Below are 17,948 nucleotides of genomic sequence, written 5' to 3'. Positions count from 1 at the left end.
AATGCGATAATATATAGGAAAATTAACATAAATCTAACTGGGGTAAATTGCTGTGGTCAAGGTACAAGCGCAAGGAAAAACATTTGAGTGCGATCGCGGAGCCAATCTCCGTGAAGTTTTGCTCAAAAACGGCATCGATCTCTACAACGGCAACGCCAAAGTCATCAACTGCCACGGGCTCGGCACTTGCGGCACCTGCGCCGTCACCGTCGAGGGCGAAGTTTCCGAGCCCCAGTGGCGGGAAAAAGCGAGACTTTCGGTTCCTCCCCATTCTCCCGCCTCCAACCGCCGTTTGTCCTGCCAAACCAAGGTTTTAGGCGATATTAAGGTGACAAAACATGACGGTTTCTGGGGTCAAGGTTCTGAAACTGTCTGGAAACCACAAGCATAGATTTTTTGTTAAGGAAGGCAGAGAGGACGATCGCCTTGCCAGATAATCTGTCAGACTTGTGGAAGAATTCTCACTGTAAGGTGCACGCGGGGCACCTTACCATAAAGAAATCCGAGAGGTCAATCGATTTTAGATTTGAGATTTTAGATTAAAGAATTGAAGCATTGACTTGCGCGAGATAAATTCGGGGGGCAAGTTTCTCGGATACACGTTTTTTTTATTTCTGGACGGATGAATCCGGGGGCTTGTATCCTAGATGCTTGATTGTCAAAAAGTTCAGAAAGTCCATATAAAAGTTAATGAATTCATCTAAAGATATTCTGATTATTGGCGGCGGAATAATTGGCCTTTCGCTAGCAGTTGAACTCAAATTGCGAGGGGCATCTGTCGCAGTTCTCACCGCCGATTCTAAACAACCCACGGCCCGGGCTGCCGCTGGAATGCTTGCCCCGCAAGCCGAACGAATTCCCCCCAGTCCGATGCTGGATTTGTGCTTGCAAAGCCGCGCCCTGTATCCCGCCTGGGTGGAACAGCTAGAAGATATTACCGGATTGAAAACGGGATATTGGCGATCGGGAATTCTCGCACCAGTTTGTCAAAATGAGCCTCAAGAAAAGCCGCTTTTGTCAAACCTTAATTATCAATGGTTGGACGGAGATACTGTTCGCCAGCACCAGTTTGGATTAGGTCAAGAAGTAATTGGCGGTTGGTGGTATCCTGACGACGCTCAAGTTGACAACCGCGCTTTGTTTCGGACGCTTCAGACCGCAACTAAAGAATTGCAGATTGAGATTATTCAAGGCAATGCAGGGGAAATTATTCGGCAGGGAAACCGAGTTGTTGGCATTGAAACAACATCAGGAAAATTGCAAGCAGACCGTTATGTTGTGGCGGCGGGTGCTTGGTCTGAGCAGTTATTGAATGTTCCTGTTTTTCCAAGAAAGGGACAAATGCTGTCAGTATGTGTACCAGAAGATTGTGGAGTTATCCAGCCCCTGCAAACCGTTTTATTTGGGACTGGCATTTATATTGTGCCGCGTCAAGATGGCAGAATTATTATTGGCGCAACTAGCGAAAATGTGGATTTCACGCCGGGAAATACGCCTGCGGGAATCCAAAGTTTGCTAGCAGGATCGATTAAGTTATATCCCGAATTACAAAATTATCCAATTCTGGAGTTTTGGTGGGGATTTCGCCCTGCTACTCCTGATGAGTTGCCGATTTTGGGTGCTAGTGCTTGGGAGAATTTGACATGGGCTACGGGGCATTACCGCAATGGCATTTTGTTGGCTCCGGTGACGGCTAAATTGTTGGCTGATTTGATGTGGGAGCAAAAGTTAGATCCGTTATTGGCTGCTTTTCATTATTCGAGGTTTCCTGAATCTGGGAAGTTTGAAAATGGTAAATAGTGAGATTTTTTGCTTTTTTTAAGACGATGCAGAGCCGGGAAGAAACGAAAGTCAACCAAAAGGATATTTTTTGCTATAATCTAATCAGGACAATAGGGTTTTGTAAATTATGACTTTCAGTGATGTGGTCGAGACGATCAAGAATCTTTCTACTGACGAAAAGCAAGAGCTTCAACTGTTGTTGAAGCAATATCTCCGGGAAGAACGTCGCGAAGAGATGTATCAAAACTTTAAGTCAGCGCAGATTGAACAACAAAAAGGTGAACTGAAATTTTTCGCGAACATCAATGAACTCAGAGTAATGATAGAGGAATAATCGTGGAAGTCAGTTTCAGTTCTTCATTCAAGCGTGCTTTCAAAAAGCGGATCAAAGGCGATGCTGATTTGGAGGCTAGGTTTTGGCAAAAGCTGGAACTGTTCATCAGAGAGCCGTTTGAACCAAGCTTAAAAACTCATAAATTGTCCGGTAGGCTCAAGGAGTTTTGGAGCTTTAGCGTAGATTACGACGAAAGGGTACTTTTCTACTTTACAGAAGACGGAAAAGCCGTGTTTGTAGATTTAGGAAGTCATGATGAAGTATATTAATCGACCGAACAATTGCTACAGTAATTTATATCTGTAGGGTGCACAATGCGTACCTTACTGCTATAATAGGCGCATCCAACAATTTTTTGGTAAGTCCTGAATTAGTTCTCATCCTGTTTTTTGGGTTTGTTTAATTCCCTGCATTTAGCGGCAGCCAAATCGTAAGCATTTTGGTAATCGCTACCGCCTAACATCAAATCGCCGTAATATTCATAAGGTTGATTGCCATAAATCGGCAGCGGGTCGTCTTCAGGATAATCTTCTTTTGATTCTTCTAGGATTGCTTTGAGTTTCTTGACGCTGAAGCGCTGGACTGGGAAGTAATGAATGTCTTGAGCGATGAAACCGAGATGGGGAAAGGTTGGGTCAACAATTCGCTCGTCGAGTTCAATCCAGCTATACTCGATGGGTTTGTATGGCACTCCGGGCACAGCTAAAAAGCCTTGAACATAAATCGCGCCCTCTGTGGCTAACGCTGCTTTACAGGCGTTGTCAAAGCAGTTTTTACGGTTGCTTTTGATGCGAGCGGCCATTTCAATAGAAAGCGTCTCATCTAATAGTTCGGTCATAACCCATTTCTAGTCGCGTGTGCGATTAGATTGTAGCAAATCCGAGCTATCTCCGAGCACAAAAAACGCAGGCAATTGCGATCGTTCCTCAAATTCTCTTCTCAAGGAGTTGAGCCAAAATCCTCTGGGGTTCTGGATGTTGTGTCAGCTTTGGTTTCCGGGGCGGGCTGTTTGTCGATCGCCCCTATAGCCCGCCAATCAAAAGTTTTCGCGAGTAGCCCAACTTTTGAGCGTGCGATCGAGTTGGGGTAGAACCCGCTACGGTAAAGTGTGGCACAGACGATGCCAGCAAAAATAGCGGCATATATCACCGAATGCCGATCGTGCAACCAACCAATCATATTAATGCCTTCCTGCTTATCTAGGGTCTAACTCTAGATAACTCAAAGTATCGGTCACTTGTCAATGCAGCAATTCCTCTAATTTTTGCTGGTTCCACAAATACTGATAAAGCCCTGTTTGCCCTACCAATTCAGCGTGAGTGCCGGTCTGAACTATTTCTCCTCTCTCCATCACAAAAATGCGATCGGCAGTAGCCGCCGCTGACATTTGATGCGAGATAAAAATTACTGTTTTGCGATCGGTTCCTGTTGCCAAGTTTTGCAAAATGTCGGTAGCAGTTTGATTGTCAACGCTGGAAAGAGCGTCATCCAAAATTAACACCGGGGCGTCAACTAACAAAGCGCGAGCAAGTGCCGTCCGCTGCCGCTGTCCGCCTGATAAAGTAATGCCGCGCTCGCCGACAACTGTTTTGTACTGCTGCGGAAAGTTGAGGATTTCGGCGTGAATTTGCGCTTGTTTTGCCGCCGCTTCAATCTCCGGCTGTTCCGCTAAAGGGTTTCCGTAGCGGATGTTATTCTTGATGGTTGTGCCGAACAGAAAACTTTCTTGGGGAACGTAGGCGATCGCCCCGCGCAATTCGGTCAATTTTACCTTGGTAATATCCTGTCCGTCTAAAAATAACTCGCCCGGATCGATATCTAGCAAGCGTGGCAGCGCATTAGCTAAAGTAGATTTGCCCGAGCCGATCGCCCCGACAATTGCGACAGTTTCGCCCGGTTTTATGGTAAAATAAACATTTTTAAGCGCGGGTGTATTAGCACCGGGATAAGTATAATGTAGATGGCGGGCGACAATTTCGCCTTTGACTGGAGTTGGCAGTTCAACTGCACCGGCAGCATCCTTAATTTGCGGTTCCACAGTCAGAATTGATTCGATGCGATCGACACTCACTTCTCCCCGCTGGTAAGCAGTAATTGTGAAACCCAACAGCGCCGTCGGAAACACCAAACGCTCGACATAAATCAGCAACGCCACAAAATCGCCAATGCTAATTTGGCCATTAGCAATTGCCCCGCCACCAGCAGAAAGCAGTACCAACAAACTGATGCTTGCCAAACCGCCCAGCAGCGGAAAAATAAAGTTTCTAGTTTTTGCTAATTCCAAATTTGCTGATAGCAACTGTGCGTTGGAATTGCGAAAAGCTCGGCGTTCGTTTTCTTCTTGAGCGTAGATTTTAATTACGGACATCCCGCTCATATCTTCCTGAATTAAATCGCTCATCGCCGACAGTTCCTCTTGCACGGCTAACTGTTGGATGCGAAGTTTGTCGCTAAATAACTGTACCAAAACCAGCATGAAAGGATAAACTGCGATCGCCAGCAGCGTCAGCCTTACATTAATCCCCAGCATCACCGGTAAAGTCAAAGCATAGGCAAATGCCGTATTTGCCAAACTCAGCACCGCAAACCCCACCAAGCGCCGAATATTGTCCAAATCGGAAGTAGCGCGGTTAATTAAATCTCCTACCGTATTGGCTGCAAAATAAGACGGTTCTAATGTTAATACATGATTAAATATTTGCTGTTTGAGGTCAAATTCGACTTGACGCCCGACGCCAAACAGCAAAATCCGCGACGCCATCCGAATCACCCACATGATTGAGGCGAGTAGCAGAATCAGTAGCACGTAGTTGAAAACTTGGTCAAATTTAGTCGCAATTTGCAGAGTGTCAACTGCATTCCGAATCAGCAGGGGAATGTAAACGCCCACAGCATTGACAACTAATAGCGAAAAAACGCCCCAGAATGTTGGTTTCCAGTGCGGGCGCATATAAGAGCCGAGTTTTTGCAGTCTAGAATAACGAGCCATGTGTTAGTGGGTAATTTGAGATTGATTGAGGAAAGGAAGAAGTAAGAAGGAAGAAGGAATAAGGAAGAAGGAAGGCGCAATCTTCAGCTCATGTTTCAGCAATTAAGAACGTCATCATCGTCGGGCGTGGTTGCTATAGAAGGTAGAAGTTGGAAAAAAGAATAGAAGCTCTATCGAAAGGTAGATGACCGAAAACACAAGTTAAGAAAATTTTAATAAAAATTCTGCTTTGGGATGACGCGCCATCAAAATTAGGTTTTGGCCTCAACCAGAACCTGATTATATCGATATGTAACAAACCACATTATATCTGTGGCGACACGAGATATGTGGGGACACGGCATTGCCCTGTCCTTAGCCACCCGGAACGAGCTTGCCCAAATCTCCAATCCGTCCCCCCAACCCCCCGCACCGTTGAGGCGCGCTACAATCAAAAATCGATCGGCTTAGCACTCAGACTCAGAGAGTGCTAAATTTGCTAATGTAAGCGATTGGAGACAAACATGACCAAAATAGTTGCATTTAGCGACAAATCTCGGCGGGCACTAGAACGCGGCGTCAATCAACTCGCCGATGCTGTCCGCATCACCTTGGGCCCGAAAGGCCGGAACGTCCTATTGGAAAAGAAATACGGCAGTCCCCAAATTGTTAACGACGGTATCACCGTTGCTAGGGATATCGAGCTCGAAGATCCCCTGGAAAATGCCGGCGCTCGCTTAATTCAAGAAGTCGCCTCCAAAACTAAGGATATCGCAGGCGACGGCACAACAACCGCAACGGTTATAGCTCAATCCCTCATTCGCGAAGGTTTGAAGAATGTCGCAGCAGGCGCCAACCCAGTCGCGCTGCGCCGGGGTATTGAAAAAACGATCGCCCACTTGGTGCAGGAAATCGAGAAATTGGCGAAACCCGTCGAAGGCAGCGCCATTGCTCAGGTCGCCACTGTCTCCGCAGGTAACGACGAAGAAGTCGGCGCCATGATTGCCCAAGCAATGGAAAAAGTCACGAAAGACGGCGTAATTACTGTTGAAGAGTCGAAATCTCTGACAACGGAATTGGAAGTTGTCGAAGGGATGCAGTACGATCGCGGATATCTTTCTCCGTATTTCGTCACTAACGGCGATCGCATGGAAGTTGATTACGAAAACGCTCGCATCCTGATTACCGACAAAAAAATTAGCTCGATTCAAGAACTAATTCCAGTTCTCGAAAAAATCGCCCGCACCGGTCAACCGTTCCTAATTATCGCCGAAGATATTGAAGGCGAAGCTTTGGCAACACTGGTAGTCAACAAAGCCCGCGGCGTATTGAATATTGCAGCTACCAAAGCTCCTGGTTTTGGCGATCGGCGCAAAGCTATGCTTCAAGATATCGCCGTACTCACCGGCGGTCAACTGATTTCCGAAGAAGTCGGACTCAGCATCGATACCGCAACTCTAGAAATGCTCGGTACCGCCCGCAAAATTACGATCGACAAAGAAAACACGATCATTGTTGCTGGCGACGAACACAAAGCTGACGTGCACAAACGGATCGAACAAATCCGCAAGCAGCTAGAAGCGACGGATTCCGAGTACGACAAGGAAAAATTGACCGAACGCATCGCCAAACTCGCCGGCGGCATCGCTGTCATTAAAGTCGGCGCAGCTACCGAAACCGAGCTCAAAGACCGTAAACTGCGTATTGAAGACGCTCTGAACGCTACTAAAGCTGCTGTGGAAGAAGGTATCGTTGCCGGAGGTGGCACGACCCTAATTCACCTGATTACAAAAATAGATGCGATCGCAAATACTTTAGACACCGAAGAACAAGTAGGCGCTGACTTGGTGAAGAAAGCTTTGGAAGCACCTTTGCGTCAAATTGCTGATAATGCCGGCGTTGAAGGTTCCATCGTCATCGAACGAGTGCGGGCAAGCGAGTTCAACATTGGCTACAACGCTCTCACCGACGTGTACGAAGATATGATTGCCGCCGGGATTATTGACCCCGCTAAGGTGGTGCGATCGGCTTTGCAAAATGCCGGTTCCATTGCTGGTATGGTGCTGACCACTGAAGCTGTGATTGTCGAAAAACCCGAGAAGAAAAAAGCCGGCGGCGACATGGGCGACATGGGCGGCATGGGCGGCATGGGCGGCATGGGCGGCATGGGCGGCATGGGCGGCATGGGCGGCATGGGCATGATGTAGTCTTCAGCCATTAAGCACCATGCGTGTAAACAAGCGCGTCTTATGTACTACCCGTCTACTGTTTGACGATTAAGGCAGCTTATCCCCCCGGCCTCCCCTGATAGTCCGGGGGGACTTGAAGCTATCAAAGTCCCCGCAACGATTCGGGAGATGCAATGGGGCGCGGCATTAAGCTACAAGCGATAGTTTTCAGGGATTTTAAGCTTGAGTTGCCACCTATGCAGTGCGCGCCCTCTCGGTCAACTCAAATCCTTCCCAGAAACCGCGTCTCCCCCTCTCCCCTTCTCCTTTAAGATGACGGAGTTACATTGTTGCTGTGCAAGTCTTGAGGAGATTGAAACAGAGTTTCGAGATACACTCTCGCAGCTTGGCGATAACTGCGCGAAGCTTCAGGCGTACCGCTATCGGCATTCTGCAACAAAAACAGCGACAGGGCCGCGCAAAATACTCGGTCTAGATCCCATTCGGGATGGGTTTCCAGGTAAGTTTTGAGAGAATCGTGCAGCGTTTCGGGAATTTCAGCAAAAATACTGACTGTTGGGTTCATCATTTTTTTTAGTCTCGCTAATAAATTGAAAACAGAACCCCCCCTTCGGCCGGATACAGGTGCAGGCACAGCCGAAATCAGAGCGCTTTTTTTAGGTCGGTCGCATCATTGTGCGCTATGAGGGGGTGGGTTTGTCAATGTTGCGAAATATTACAAAGTCCTTTAGATAAAAAAAAGGTTTACCAAATAATCAGCTTTTCAGGGCATTTTTTGTTACATATCTTTATGTGTTGGGAGGTTTATGAGGAATTAGGCAGCAAGTTAAGGAAATCCCCAATTCCGCAGCAAGATGCTACCGTGCCGTTAATTTCTGTGGAAAACTTTGTCGCATCTGTGGAAAACCTCAGACTTGCCTGGGGAAACGCTGTGGAATGTTTAGGGAAAAGTCAGGGAAAAAATAAGAATTGCAAAGGGGATGGGGGATGGGGCATGGGGCATGGGGCATGGGGCATGGGGCATGGGGCATTGTTGACTGTTGACTGTTGACTGTTGACTGTTGATTAATGTTATTGGTTATTTGTTATTAGCCACTGCAAAGGATTAACAAATGACAACTGAAAACTGACAAATGACAAATGACAACTGACAACTGTCAACTGACTCAGTGCCACTCTGCCGCTTTTTGGCGGATGGTTGCCAATTCTGCCGGCGGCATTTTGTCGAGATTGGCTAAGATAAAGCTCATGCGACCGATCGACTGAAGTTTGTCCCGGTGGCGCGCTAGGAAATCCCAGTAGAAGAAGTTGAAGGGACAAGCATTTTCGCCCGATCGCACTGTGCGATCGAATTTGCACCCCCGACAATAATCGCTCATTTTATTAATGTAATTGGCAGAAGCAGCATAGGGCTTCGAGGCCAACACACCGCCGTCAGCAAACAAACCCATGCCCAGCACATTAGTCTGCATTACCCAGTCATAGGCATCCACAAACGCACTGTGGAACCATTTTTCTAGCTCCTGGGGCGAGATTCCCGCAATTAGACCAAAATTGCTCAAAATCATCAACCGCTGGATATGGTGCGCGTAACCGCTGCCTTCGACTTGAGTTAAAACTTGGCGCAAACAGTTCATATCTGTTTTACTAGCGTCCCAAAAAAACTCCGGCAGCGGCTGAGTGTGGTTGAACCAATTCTTCTCAAAATAATCAGCATCCACGTAAAAATACATACCGCGCATGTATTCTCGCCAGCCGAGAATTTGGCGGATAAAACCTTCGACGCCGTTTAAATTTAAGTTTTTTTCGAGGTAGGCTGTTTCGGCCGCTTGAATAACTTCTAAAGGATGCAGCAAGCCAATATTGAGATAGGGAGAAATTAGGGAATGCCACATTGTTTCCTCCCCCGTTACCATCGCGTCTTGATAAGGGCCAAAAGCGGGGAGACACTGTTCGATGAAATTATCTAATACTTGCATTGCTTGCTCCCGTGTAACTCCCCAGCGAAAAGGTTCAATCTTGCCGTAAGTTGGGAAAGATAGAGATTTAACTTGTGCGATAACTTCTTGAGTTATGGCGTCCGGTTCAAACCAGAGAGGTTTCGGTGTATCCAGTTTTCCTTTTGGTGGCTGACGATTTTCTTTGTCAAAATTCCACTTCCCTCCCACAGGTTTATTGCTGCTATCCATTAAAACTTGAAAACGTTGGCGGCTGGCTCGATAGAAGTCTTCCATTAACAAACGTTTGCGGCTTGAAGCCCAATCTTTGAATTCTGTTTCTGTCCAGAGGAATTGATTGTTGGGAATTAGGGTTATTTGACAGGGGAGTTGCAAGTTTTGAACGATCTGTAAAAAAAGTCTATCGTTCGGAGCCATCACCCGCACTTCGGTGATATTGTGAGCTTGTATCCAAGCTTTGAGAGGTGCTTCAAAGTCCTCCGATTTTGTGTAAGTAACTTGCCATCCACCGCCGCGCAATTCTTTAGCGAAGTGCCGCATTGCCGACCAAATTAATACTAATTTTTGCTGGTGGTAGCGCCGCTGTTGAACGTGCTGCCAAGATTCAATTAAAATTATAGGTAGGGAGGATTTATCGTCTGTGCGGTTGAGAGCAGCTTGGTTCTGCCACAGTTGATCGCCTAATATCCAAACGCCAACAGTCATTTTACTTTTTTTAGTGAAACTTATTTTTTACTTTTTATGAGGTCTGGTAGTCTAGTCAATAAACTTAATTTATTGACAACTAACAACTCATAAGTTTTCAGGTTATCCTGAAAACTTACTAGAGCATAACATTGATTTCCAAAGATAGGGACACCGACCAGCAAATTTAAATTTTATGTCGGTGTATCCTTCAGATGTTAATAACTTGGTCAGCGTCTCTACTGAAAAAAATTTAATGTGACCGTTATCCCAAAGAACGGTAAAATGTTTATCTAGTTTGCCAGAAACCGCTAAAGCCAGATTTTTTAAATAGCCGTGATAGGGTGTGGAAATAATTAGTCGTCCTCCCGGATTGAGGCATCTTTTTGCAGTTCTTGCTAGTTCTTTAGGATAAAGCAAGTGTTCGATTACTTCAATAGCTAAGACCACATCAAATGAGTTCAGAATATCGGTATCTGGAAGGTCGTAAATATCTGCTTGGATAAACTGACACTCGGGGAAACTTTGACGGGAGATGGCAATTCCGGGTGCAGAAGTGTCAACGCCGACAACTTCGCAGCCGTGCTCTGCTATGACGTGACTGAGGCTGCCATTGCCACAGCCGAGATCCAAAACTCGGAGTTTTGTCTTGCTGGGCTGCTGAAGTGCCGCCAGCATTTCTAAAAGGGGAGATATCAAATAAGCGTGATGATATCTGGGACGGTTATTTGTGTAATAATACGTATAATTGCTAAAGTTTTTTTTCATCGATTAAGCTAGGGAGATTATTGCCGAGATCGCGAATTTACGGAGGGCGGGTGTACTGTTTGGGCCAAGGGTTCCCCAGATTAGGGTTGTCAGAGTCGATCGGCAGCTCGATCGTCTCATTCTTTTTGTTTGAAAGGTGAATTATTGTCACTGAATCAATCGGATGGCAAAAGAAATCTTTGACAGGGTGCAAAATCTCGCATCGCCCATCTATGCCCCATCTCTCGAAGGCATTCGGAAAGAAAAAGTCCGATCGAGCAGAATTCTCTCTGTGCACTAGCCGGAGACAGAACTTTTTGCCCGTTAATTTGGGTGTCAGAGTGCATCTATGCGATTCTAGCTTCAAGCACCTGCGGTATGTCCACCCGACGCTTTTTGCAGCCTAAAAAATGGGCCCCCGGGCGATCGGGTGCCAATCGAGCCGAAAATTGAGAAGGGAAGTGTGACCGAAATCACAGGCATTTGCCAAACAAATTGCTGAGTATCTTTGAGTCCACACACTGAGAATCGAGATTGCTACAGTGGCTTCTATAATTGTGTTTAAATGTTGTTCTGAAGCTGTGTTGCTCAGTCAGCAGAGCCCCCTAGACAGATTCATGCCTTCGGTCTGGTTTATTTCACTTTAATGGTCGCTGTTGGGTGTTGCACCTTAATTTAGATATTTCCTATGGTTAAGTTAGGTCAATCCTCCTTTCGCCGTATTTTACTGTCGCGGATTTTGTTGCTCAGCGTACCTGTTCTACTGGTGGGGGAGTATGTTACCTATCGGAAGGCACGCTCGACGCTTCTGGAAACTGCTCGTCAAAACTTGACAGAAAGTGCAGTCAGAAAAGCAGACACTATTGAACAGTGGGCGAAATCGCTGAAGTCGAATCTGATCGGTGCTTCGGAAAGCTCGATGTTGCAGTCGGTAGATCCGAAGGATTATCAAAAGTTTATCGCGCAATTAGGGCAGCGGTTGCCAGCGCAGGTTGATTGCTTGCAATTGACTAATTTAAAGACAAATCAAGTAATAGCAAGCACTTGCGGGCAGCAGCCGATTCAGTCGTTGCCGGCAAAATTTTGGCCGCCCGTACAGCAGCAGCAAACGCTGCTGGACGACAAGAGCGTTTACATCAGTCTGTCCTTACCTCCGCAGCGACAGGGGACAGCAAACGATCGGAAGGTGGCTTTGGGGGCTGAGGATTTTCCCGATGCGGGTAAAGAAGGCCCCGATAGCCAAGCTAGTTTGGTGTTGAGCGCTCCTGTTTACATTCGTCGGGGCAATACCCTGCAGTTGAATTATGCTTTGAGTTTGCGCTCGGCCTTGCCTGTGCAAACCAGCGCTCCCAAGGGTTCTCTAGCCGGCTATACGGTGGCGATCGACCAAGATGGGACGATTTTGGCGCACCCGAATATCAATCGCGTGGGCCGCAATATCGACCAAGAGGCAGATGCCGATCGACTAAAAAGTATTGTCAGAAGGGCGATCGCCGGCGGAACAGCTTTTCTCCACCTATTTTCCTTTGAAAGAAATGGTGTAGAGTTGCTAGCAGGATACGCTGCTATCCCGAGTCCTTCAACTACACAGGAGAACAGCAAGTGGATTATTTTAGCTGTCTCTCGCTTAGATTACGCTCTGTCAGGTTTGGAAGAAATTCAGCAAGTTTTATTTAATTTAATTGTAGGTTTGATTGCTGCTAGTATCATCGCGACTTTATATCTGTCTCGCGACTTGGCGCGTCCTGTGGAAAAACTGAGAGACTACGCGATGAAAGTAGATACGGAAGCGTCGCAGACAGTGCCCCAAGATTTCCAAATTAGGGAATTCAATCAACTATCAGAAGCACTCAACAGCATGGTGCAGCGCCTCAGATCCTGGGCCAGAGAATTGGAAGTCGCAACCAAAGAAGCGCAAGTTGCCAATCAGTTAAAAAATGAATTTTTGGGGAATATTTCTCATGAATTGAGAACGCCGCTCAACGGGATTATTGGTTTTATTCAAATTGTGCGGGACGGCTACTGCGATGACAGAGATGAGGAAATGGAATTTTTACAGCGGGCCCACGACTCGTCTATGCAATTGCTGAATATTATTAATGATATTTTGGACATTGCTAAAATAGAATCCGGCACCTTCTCCATGATGTTAGAAGTAGTTGACATTACCCAGGTACTGGAAGACGCGATTGATTTGCAAGCGGCTCAAATTGAGGAAAAAGGCTTGAAGTTAAGTTTGCCAGAGCCTCACGATCCGATTATTGTTCATGCCGATCCAGAGAAGCTAAAACAGGTGTTTTTAAATGTTTTGAGCAATGCCGTTAAGTTTACAGAGTCGGGCAGCATTAATATATCTGTGCGGCTAGAATCGAGGACTAATTCTGGTAGTTTTAACGGCAGTGCGGAAAGTACGACGAGTCCCAGCGGTCAAAGCGATTGGGTGGTGGTGACAATTAAAGATACGGGAATTGGTATCGATCCCGAACACCAGCAGAAATTGTTTCAACCTTTTGTGATGGCTGATGGTTCTACAACTCGCAGGTTTGGCGGTAACGGTTTGGGCTTGGCTATCTCGCGAAGGATAATGGAATCTATGATCGGAAGCATTACCCTGCACAGCGCGGGGGTGAATCAAGGTACTACGGTGATGATTTCTTTGCCTGTCAATCAGCAGTCAAGTTTTTATTTTCACAGCCCGGACTTAGTAACGGAAAAGGGAAATTTCAAAAGTTGAGGAGTAATTTTCCCAATCTAAAATCTAAAATCTAAAATCTAAAATCTAAAATGGTATTAGGGGCTGTCCGCCGAGTGCGAGGGATTTGCTCAAAGTGCTGAGAATGCGGATTAATTCGACGGAGGCCGCGCCCGAAGAGGTAAGACAGGGGGTATTAGTTTGCACGCATTTGAGGAAGCGATCGCACACTCTCCTCAGCGGTTCTACTTGTTCTAAACTCAACACTTCGCGGTGTCTGAGGCCCGTTGGCTGCGGCGCTAACGCACTTTCACAAGAGTTATTCTCTTCGCCTCCCCAATCTGAATGGCCGCGCTGCACAATCAGGGGAGTTTCTAGCGACATTTCGTCAAAAATCAAGGTTGCCAAACTGCCAACAACTGTTAAGCGCCGCTGTTTGTCGGGATTTAGCCAGCACAGGTGAATAAATGCTTGAAATCCGTCGGGATAGGTGAGAGTTACCCAAACTAAATCTGCTAGTTTTTCTGCAGGATTAGTAGTCAGCAGTGCAGGAGCAAATTGATTTTCAATTTCTGCTGCTTGTTGATTTATTCCTTCTTCCTTGTTCCCTCTTCCTTCTTCCTTCTTCCGACTTCCATCGAACTTCTTCCGACGGACATCGGACTTCGGAAAAACAGTGCCGATCGCCCTTACTTCAATTGGCGTTTGTTCCAGCCAAGTATTGAAAATAGCGATATCGTGAACGGCCAAGTCCCAAAGGGCATCAACGTCATGGCGAACCGGTTCAAAATGGGTGCGCTGGGCGTAACCGTAGCGCAATTTTCCGAGTTGATGGTGTTGAATAATTCTTTGGCCTCGATCGACTGCTGGATGAAACAGATAAGTGTGGTCAACGAAGAGTTGCCGCTGCTGTTTTTCGGCTAATTGACAGAGTTCTATTGCTTCAGTCAGGTTGAGGGCGAGGGGTTTTTCTGCTAAGACGTGGTAGCCTTGTTTCAGCGCTGCTGCTGCGAGGGTGTAGTGTGTTGAAGCTGGAGTAGCGATCGCCACAGCTTGCAGTCCCGGCAAGGCTTGCACTTGAGACCAATTGGTAGCTAAAATCACCGAGGCATCCAGATTAAACTGTTTTTGAACGGCCGCCAATGAATCTCGATTCGGGTCTACCACCGCTAAAACTTCGCTGTTGGGATGTTCGAGAAAGTTGCGAATTAGGTTAACTCCCCAGCGGCCCGCACCCAATACAGCTATTCCGATTTTCATTAATTATAATTTCAAAAATCGCAGAGTAATTATAGCATATTTTGTTATTATTATCTATGTTTTAACTCAAAAAAATCACTGTTGCCTGTTGACTGTTGGCAGTAGTTATTGGTTATTGGTTATGGTAAGCTGCTAAGCTGTTCTACATTTAAATTGTCTGTTAAAAACAATTCCCGGTCTTGTGGGGTGGGCGTCCCGCCCGCGGAGAATCTACAATTTAAATGCGTAAGCTGTCGCGCATTTAAATTGAATCCAGAGACGGGATCTCCTGCCCGTTCCACAATAATTGTAGAAAATTTGACTTTCAAATTAGATGCACAACAGCTTAGCAGCTAACAAATAACAAATAACAAATAACAAATAACTGTCAACTGTCAACTGTCAACTGTCAACTAATTTATTGAAAGCTACCTGAGCCGCTGCTTGTTCGGCCGCTTTGATCGATCGACCTTTTCCCTCTGCTACCAACTTTCCCTGAATGAGAACTTCTGCGGTAAAACGATCCTCCCCGCCCTGCACTGTCCCAGTTTCTTGCACGCTATATTTGGGCAAAGTTTTGTATTTGCCTTGAGTCAACTCTTGGAGAGCAGCTTTGTAGTTTTGGCGGGCAGGATCGCTGCGGATTTCCGCCGCTAGGCGTTGAAAGTGAGAATCTAGCCAAGGGCGAATTAATTCTAACGTCTGGGTACTCAAATAAAGCGCAGCCAGTACCGCTTCCAAAGCATCTGCCAGCCGGGGTTCAGCGCCTGTTTTGTCTGCGGCGGCGCTGCTGGAAACAATTAAATAGCGATCGAACCCGTAACTTTCAGCGATTTTAGCCAGAATGCGATCGCTCACCAAGATCGATCGAATAGCAGCAAATTCCCCCACTGTACAGTCAGGATAAATCTCAAACAACAATTCCGAAGCCGTCAGCCGCACGACTGCATCGCCGACAAACTCTAGTTGCTCGTAATTTGCCTTAGCTGACGCGCTCGCATGAGTTAAAGCTAAATCGAGGAGATGCCATTTTATCGAAGCATTCTTTGGCAGTCCCAATTTTTGAATTAATGTTTCAAGTTGCTTTTGGCGACCCGGATAAATCATACCATTTTAGATTTTATATTTTAGATTTTAGAAGTGGGAATCACGGATTACTATCCGGGTTGGGAGGTTTTCAAAAGTGGCATTATTTTTTTTTACTGGTATCAGATTCATATTAATATTTTTTTTACTTGAAAAACTAAACATTCCTCCGGTTGCTTGTGGTGCACCTTACCCAAAATATTCCTCCGGGTATGCAGTGCACGCCTTTCCCAACATAAAACAGGTCGAAAGGATTTGTTGACCTTATTCCCAAGCGGTAATTTTAATTAAATGGGGGGGGAAAAAGTCGGACATAAGCCGGGTTCTGTTCTCTCCACTGCAAGCAGTTTTCGAGGGCAGTTATCTATCTGGGACGCCTGTTACCAGACGCCTCAAGCGGTACCAAAAAACGGAACTGGTAAAAAACCAACCATAGTCCCTCCGACCTTGCTCCCAACTGGGGTTTACCGAGCCAGCACCTCTCGATGCTGCTGGTGCGCTCTTACCGCACCTTTGCACCCTTACCAAATTAGTTGTTGCTTCCCAGTCAAAAATCCTCAGTTACTTACTAACGAGCAATGACTGCTGACTAATGACTAATTGGCGGTATCTTTCTGTGGCACTATCCTCACGATCGCTCGCACTGGGCGTTACCCAGCAAGTTTGGTTTTTCGGGAGCCCGGACTTTCCTCAGACAAGCTTTCGCTCACCCGCAACCGCCTGCGCCTACTTTTTCCCCAAATTTATTGTACGCGATCGTTCGTCAATCTATTGGGGATTTGAGATTGAAGATTTTAACTTGTCGCCCACTTAATTTGGACATTTGTGTTTATTCAAACTCCTGTACGGTGGGCCCGAAAGCCCGCCCAACAATTAAATTTCCATGCAACTCCCCTTACAATCACTCACGGATGAATCAGGAGGATGGAAATTTGGGGCACTATGATGCAAGGATTTATGGCACGGATTCAACTAGGGGCAGGAAACCTTTTTACCTAACAGGATTTTGAATTCTTCAATCTTCAATCCTAAATCTCAAATCTTCAATTCGGTTACTTTAAGGAGTCATCTTTGATAGTAGAAAAATTATCAAACCAGCCGCGCCGCCAGAAGAAGTAAACTAAACCAGAGGCGATCGCTAGCATCATTGCCCAACAAAGCGGATAGCCAAAATACCAATTCAGTTCCGGCATATTCAAGGGCGATTTCTCTGTATTGAAATTCATCCCGTATACTCCCGCCACAAAAGTGAGAGGAATAAAGATACTAGAAATTACTGTCAGCAACTTCATGATTTCATTCATTTTATTGCCAACCGATGACAGATAAACATCCATTAAACCCGAAGACAGCTCTCGATAGGTTTCCACCATATCCATCACCTGTACTGTGTGATCGTAACAGTCGCGCAGGTAAATTCGCACTTCGGGAGTAATCAAATCACTGCTATCTCGAATTAAAACATTAATTGCATCCCGCTGCGGCCAAATGGCGCGGCGCAGCGTCAGCAATTCTCGCCGGATTTTATAAATTTTTTCCAGGGTTCTGCGGGTGGGGTTCACCACCACTTCATCCTCTAGTTCTTCAATCCGCTCTCCGTACATTTCTAATACAGGGAAGAATCCATCTATAATAGAATCTAACAGACTATAAGCCAGATAATCTGCTCCGTGTTTGCGAATAATTCCTTGTCCTTTACGAATGCGATCGCGCACTGGTTCAAAACAATCATAGTCCGGTTCTTCCTGAACAGTTAACAGGTAATGCTTGCCCAAAATCAAACTTACTTGTTCTTTATGAAAAGTATCTAATTCTGGATGCAGCATCACCATCCAAGCAATAATTAAAATGTGCTCTTCATAGTCTACTACTTTCGGTCGCTGGGGAACATTAACTACATCTTCCTGAGCCATTAGGTGCAAATTAAATACTTCGCCCATTTGTCGCCAGGTTTCTTTGTTTCCCAATCCCAACATATCAACCCAAGAAACAGATTCTGTATCTAAATACCCAGCAGCTTTTTGAGGATTTGCCAAGTGGGCGCGAGTAGCTGCTGTGTCGCAATAGTCAATTAATACAATCTCGGGAGGCGGCGCATCGGGTTCTAAGTCGAGAGTTCCCGGCGGAGCCCCCTGATCGTCATAAAAATAGTCAACATAGGAATCATCATCATCATCTTCTTCTTTAACTTGTTTTGCAACGGGACTAGAAGTATGTATGCTTTTGTAGACCATGCTAATATTCCTGACTTTTAGAACCTTTAATTAGA

17 protein-coding genes and 1 other RNA gene are annotated in these 17,948 nt (G+C 46.0%); 8 read left to right on the top strand and 10 right to left on the bottom strand.

Going from position 1 to position 17,948, the window contains the following annotated elements:
• The first annotated feature begins 52 nt into the window (after window positions 1–52).
• From OSC7112_RS17350 to OSC7112_RS17335, 4 genes are all read left to right on the top strand, one after another.
• Window positions 53–391: a 2Fe-2S iron-sulfur cluster-binding protein gene (locus OSC7112_RS17350; RefSeq protein WP_015177126.1), complete on the top strand. Its 339-nt coding sequence runs from the start codon at window positions 53–55 to the stop codon at window positions 389–391.
• Window positions 392–690: 299 nt separating this feature from the next.
• Window positions 691–1,800, top strand: a complete 1,110-nt coding sequence (thiO, locus tag OSC7112_RS17345; protein ID WP_015177125.1) for a glycine oxidase ThiO — start codon at window positions 691–693, stop codon at window positions 1,798–1,800.
• Between the two features lie 109 nt (window positions 1,801–1,909).
• Window positions 1,910–2,116 carry a hypothetical protein gene (locus tag OSC7112_RS17340; RefSeq protein ID WP_015177124.1) on the top strand — a complete coding sequence of 69 codons (207 nt, stop codon included), beginning with the start codon at window positions 1,910–1,912 and terminating at the stop codon, window positions 2,114–2,116.
• A 2-nt stretch (window positions 2,117–2,118) separates the two neighbouring features.
• On the top strand, window positions 2,119–2,385 hold the full coding sequence (locus OSC7112_RS17335; protein WP_015177123.1) for a type II toxin-antitoxin system RelE/ParE family toxin: 267 nt from the start codon (window positions 2,119–2,121) through the stop codon (window positions 2,383–2,385).
• Between the two features lie 101 nt (window positions 2,386–2,486).
• Here the strand turns inward: OSC7112_RS17335 and OSC7112_RS17330 are convergent, their stop codons facing one another.
• The 3 genes from OSC7112_RS17330 to OSC7112_RS17320 form a co-directional block, all read right to left on the bottom strand.
• Window positions 2,487–2,954, bottom strand: a complete 468-nt coding sequence (locus tag OSC7112_RS17330) for a hypothetical protein (protein ID WP_015177122.1) — start codon at window positions 2,952–2,954, stop codon at window positions 2,487–2,489.
• 101 nt (window positions 2,955–3,055) lie between these two features.
• Window positions 3,056–3,295 carry a hypothetical protein gene (locus OSC7112_RS17325; protein WP_015177121.1) on the bottom strand — a complete coding sequence of 80 codons (240 nt, stop codon included), beginning with the start codon at window positions 3,293–3,295 and terminating at the stop codon, window positions 3,056–3,058.
• 61 nt (window positions 3,296–3,356) lie between these two features.
• Window positions 3,357–5,105, bottom strand: a complete 1,749-nt coding sequence (locus OSC7112_RS17320) for an ABC transporter ATP-binding protein (protein ID WP_015177120.1) — start codon at window positions 5,103–5,105, stop codon at window positions 3,357–3,359.
• Window positions 5,106–5,417: 312 nt separating this feature from the next.
• Here OSC7112_RS17320 and OSC7112_RS39855 point away from each other — a divergent pair, with 312 nt between their 5' ends.
• Together OSC7112_RS39855 and groL are read left to right on the top strand one after the other, a co-directional pair.
• Window positions 5,418–5,555 carry a hypothetical protein gene (locus OSC7112_RS39855; RefSeq protein ID WP_190274224.1) on the top strand — a complete coding sequence of 46 codons (138 nt, stop codon included), beginning with the start codon at window positions 5,418–5,420 and terminating at the stop codon, window positions 5,553–5,555.
• A 53-nt stretch (window positions 5,556–5,608) separates the two neighbouring features.
• Window positions 5,609–7,291 carry a chaperonin GroEL gene (groL, locus tag OSC7112_RS17315; RefSeq protein ID WP_015177119.1) on the top strand — a complete coding sequence of 561 codons (1,683 nt, stop codon included), beginning with the start codon at window positions 5,609–5,611 and terminating at the stop codon, window positions 7,289–7,291.
• 289 nt (window positions 7,292–7,580) lie between these two features.
• On the opposite strand, the gene OSC7112_RS17310 is transcribed toward groL, so the two are convergent.
• Window positions 7,581–7,838, bottom strand: coding sequence for a DUF2811 domain-containing protein (locus tag OSC7112_RS17310; protein WP_050813024.1), 258 nt, complete (start codon window positions 7,836–7,838; stop codon window positions 7,581–7,583).
• 210 nt (window positions 7,839–8,048) lie between these two features.
• On the opposite strand from OSC7112_RS17310, the gene OSC7112_RS17305 reads away from it, so the two are divergent.
• Window positions 8,049–8,324, top strand: coding sequence for a hypothetical protein (locus tag OSC7112_RS17305; protein ID WP_223300633.1), 276 nt, complete (start codon window positions 8,049–8,051; stop codon window positions 8,322–8,324).
• A 115-nt stretch (window positions 8,325–8,439) separates the two neighbouring features.
• Here the strand turns inward: OSC7112_RS17305 and OSC7112_RS17300 are convergent, their stop codons facing one another.
• The gene (locus tag OSC7112_RS17300) at window positions 8,440–9,936 is read right to left on the bottom strand and encodes a cryptochrome/photolyase family protein (protein ID WP_015177117.1); all 1,497 of its coding nucleotides are present in this window, start codon (window positions 9,934–9,936) and stop codon (window positions 8,440–8,442) included.
• A gap of 102 nt (window positions 9,937–10,038) precedes the next feature.
• Window positions 10,039–10,683, bottom strand: a complete 645-nt coding sequence (locus OSC7112_RS17295) for a class I SAM-dependent methyltransferase (protein WP_015177116.1) — start codon at window positions 10,681–10,683, stop codon at window positions 10,039–10,041.
• Between the two features lie 667 nt (window positions 10,684–11,350).
• On the opposite strand from OSC7112_RS17295, the gene OSC7112_RS17290 reads away from it, so the two are divergent.
• Window positions 11,351–13,396: a sensor histidine kinase gene (locus OSC7112_RS17290; RefSeq protein WP_015177115.1), complete on the top strand. Its 2,046-nt coding sequence runs from the start codon at window positions 11,351–11,353 to the stop codon at window positions 13,394–13,396.
• A gap of 45 nt (window positions 13,397–13,441) precedes the next feature.
• Here OSC7112_RS17290 and OSC7112_RS17285 read toward each other — a convergent pair whose 3' ends face one another.
• From OSC7112_RS17285 to corA, 4 genes are all read right to left on the bottom strand, one after another.
• Window positions 13,442–14,614 carry a Gfo/Idh/MocA family protein gene (locus OSC7112_RS17285; RefSeq protein WP_015177114.1) on the bottom strand — a complete coding sequence of 391 codons (1,173 nt, stop codon included), beginning with the start codon at window positions 14,612–14,614 and terminating at the stop codon, window positions 13,442–13,444.
• A 381-nt stretch (window positions 14,615–14,995) separates the two neighbouring features.
• Window positions 14,996–15,700 carry a ribonuclease III gene (gene rnc, locus OSC7112_RS17280; protein WP_015177113.1) on the bottom strand — a complete coding sequence of 235 codons (705 nt, stop codon included), beginning with the start codon at window positions 15,698–15,700 and terminating at the stop codon, window positions 14,996–14,998.
• 278 nt (window positions 15,701–15,978) lie between these two features.
• Window positions 15,979–16,412, bottom strand: an RNA gene (gene rnpB, locus OSC7112_RS34870) — RNase P RNA component class A.
• 319 nt (window positions 16,413–16,731) lie between these two features.
• Window positions 16,732–17,913, bottom strand: a complete 1,182-nt coding sequence (corA, locus tag OSC7112_RS17275) for a magnesium/cobalt transporter CorA (RefSeq protein WP_015177112.1) — start codon at window positions 17,911–17,913, stop codon at window positions 16,732–16,734.
• Between the last annotated feature and the right edge of the window lie 35 nt (window positions 17,914–17,948).

Origin of the sequence: Oscillatoria nigro-viridis PCC 7112, assembly GCF_000317475.1 — a bacterium.
GTDB classification, from domain to species: domain Bacteria; phylum Cyanobacteriota; class Cyanobacteriia; order Cyanobacteriales; family Microcoleaceae; genus Microcoleus; species Microcoleus nigroviridis.
Note: the sequence above shows the minus strand (reverse complement) of the source record. Positions and strands in the feature narration are given on the sequence as shown.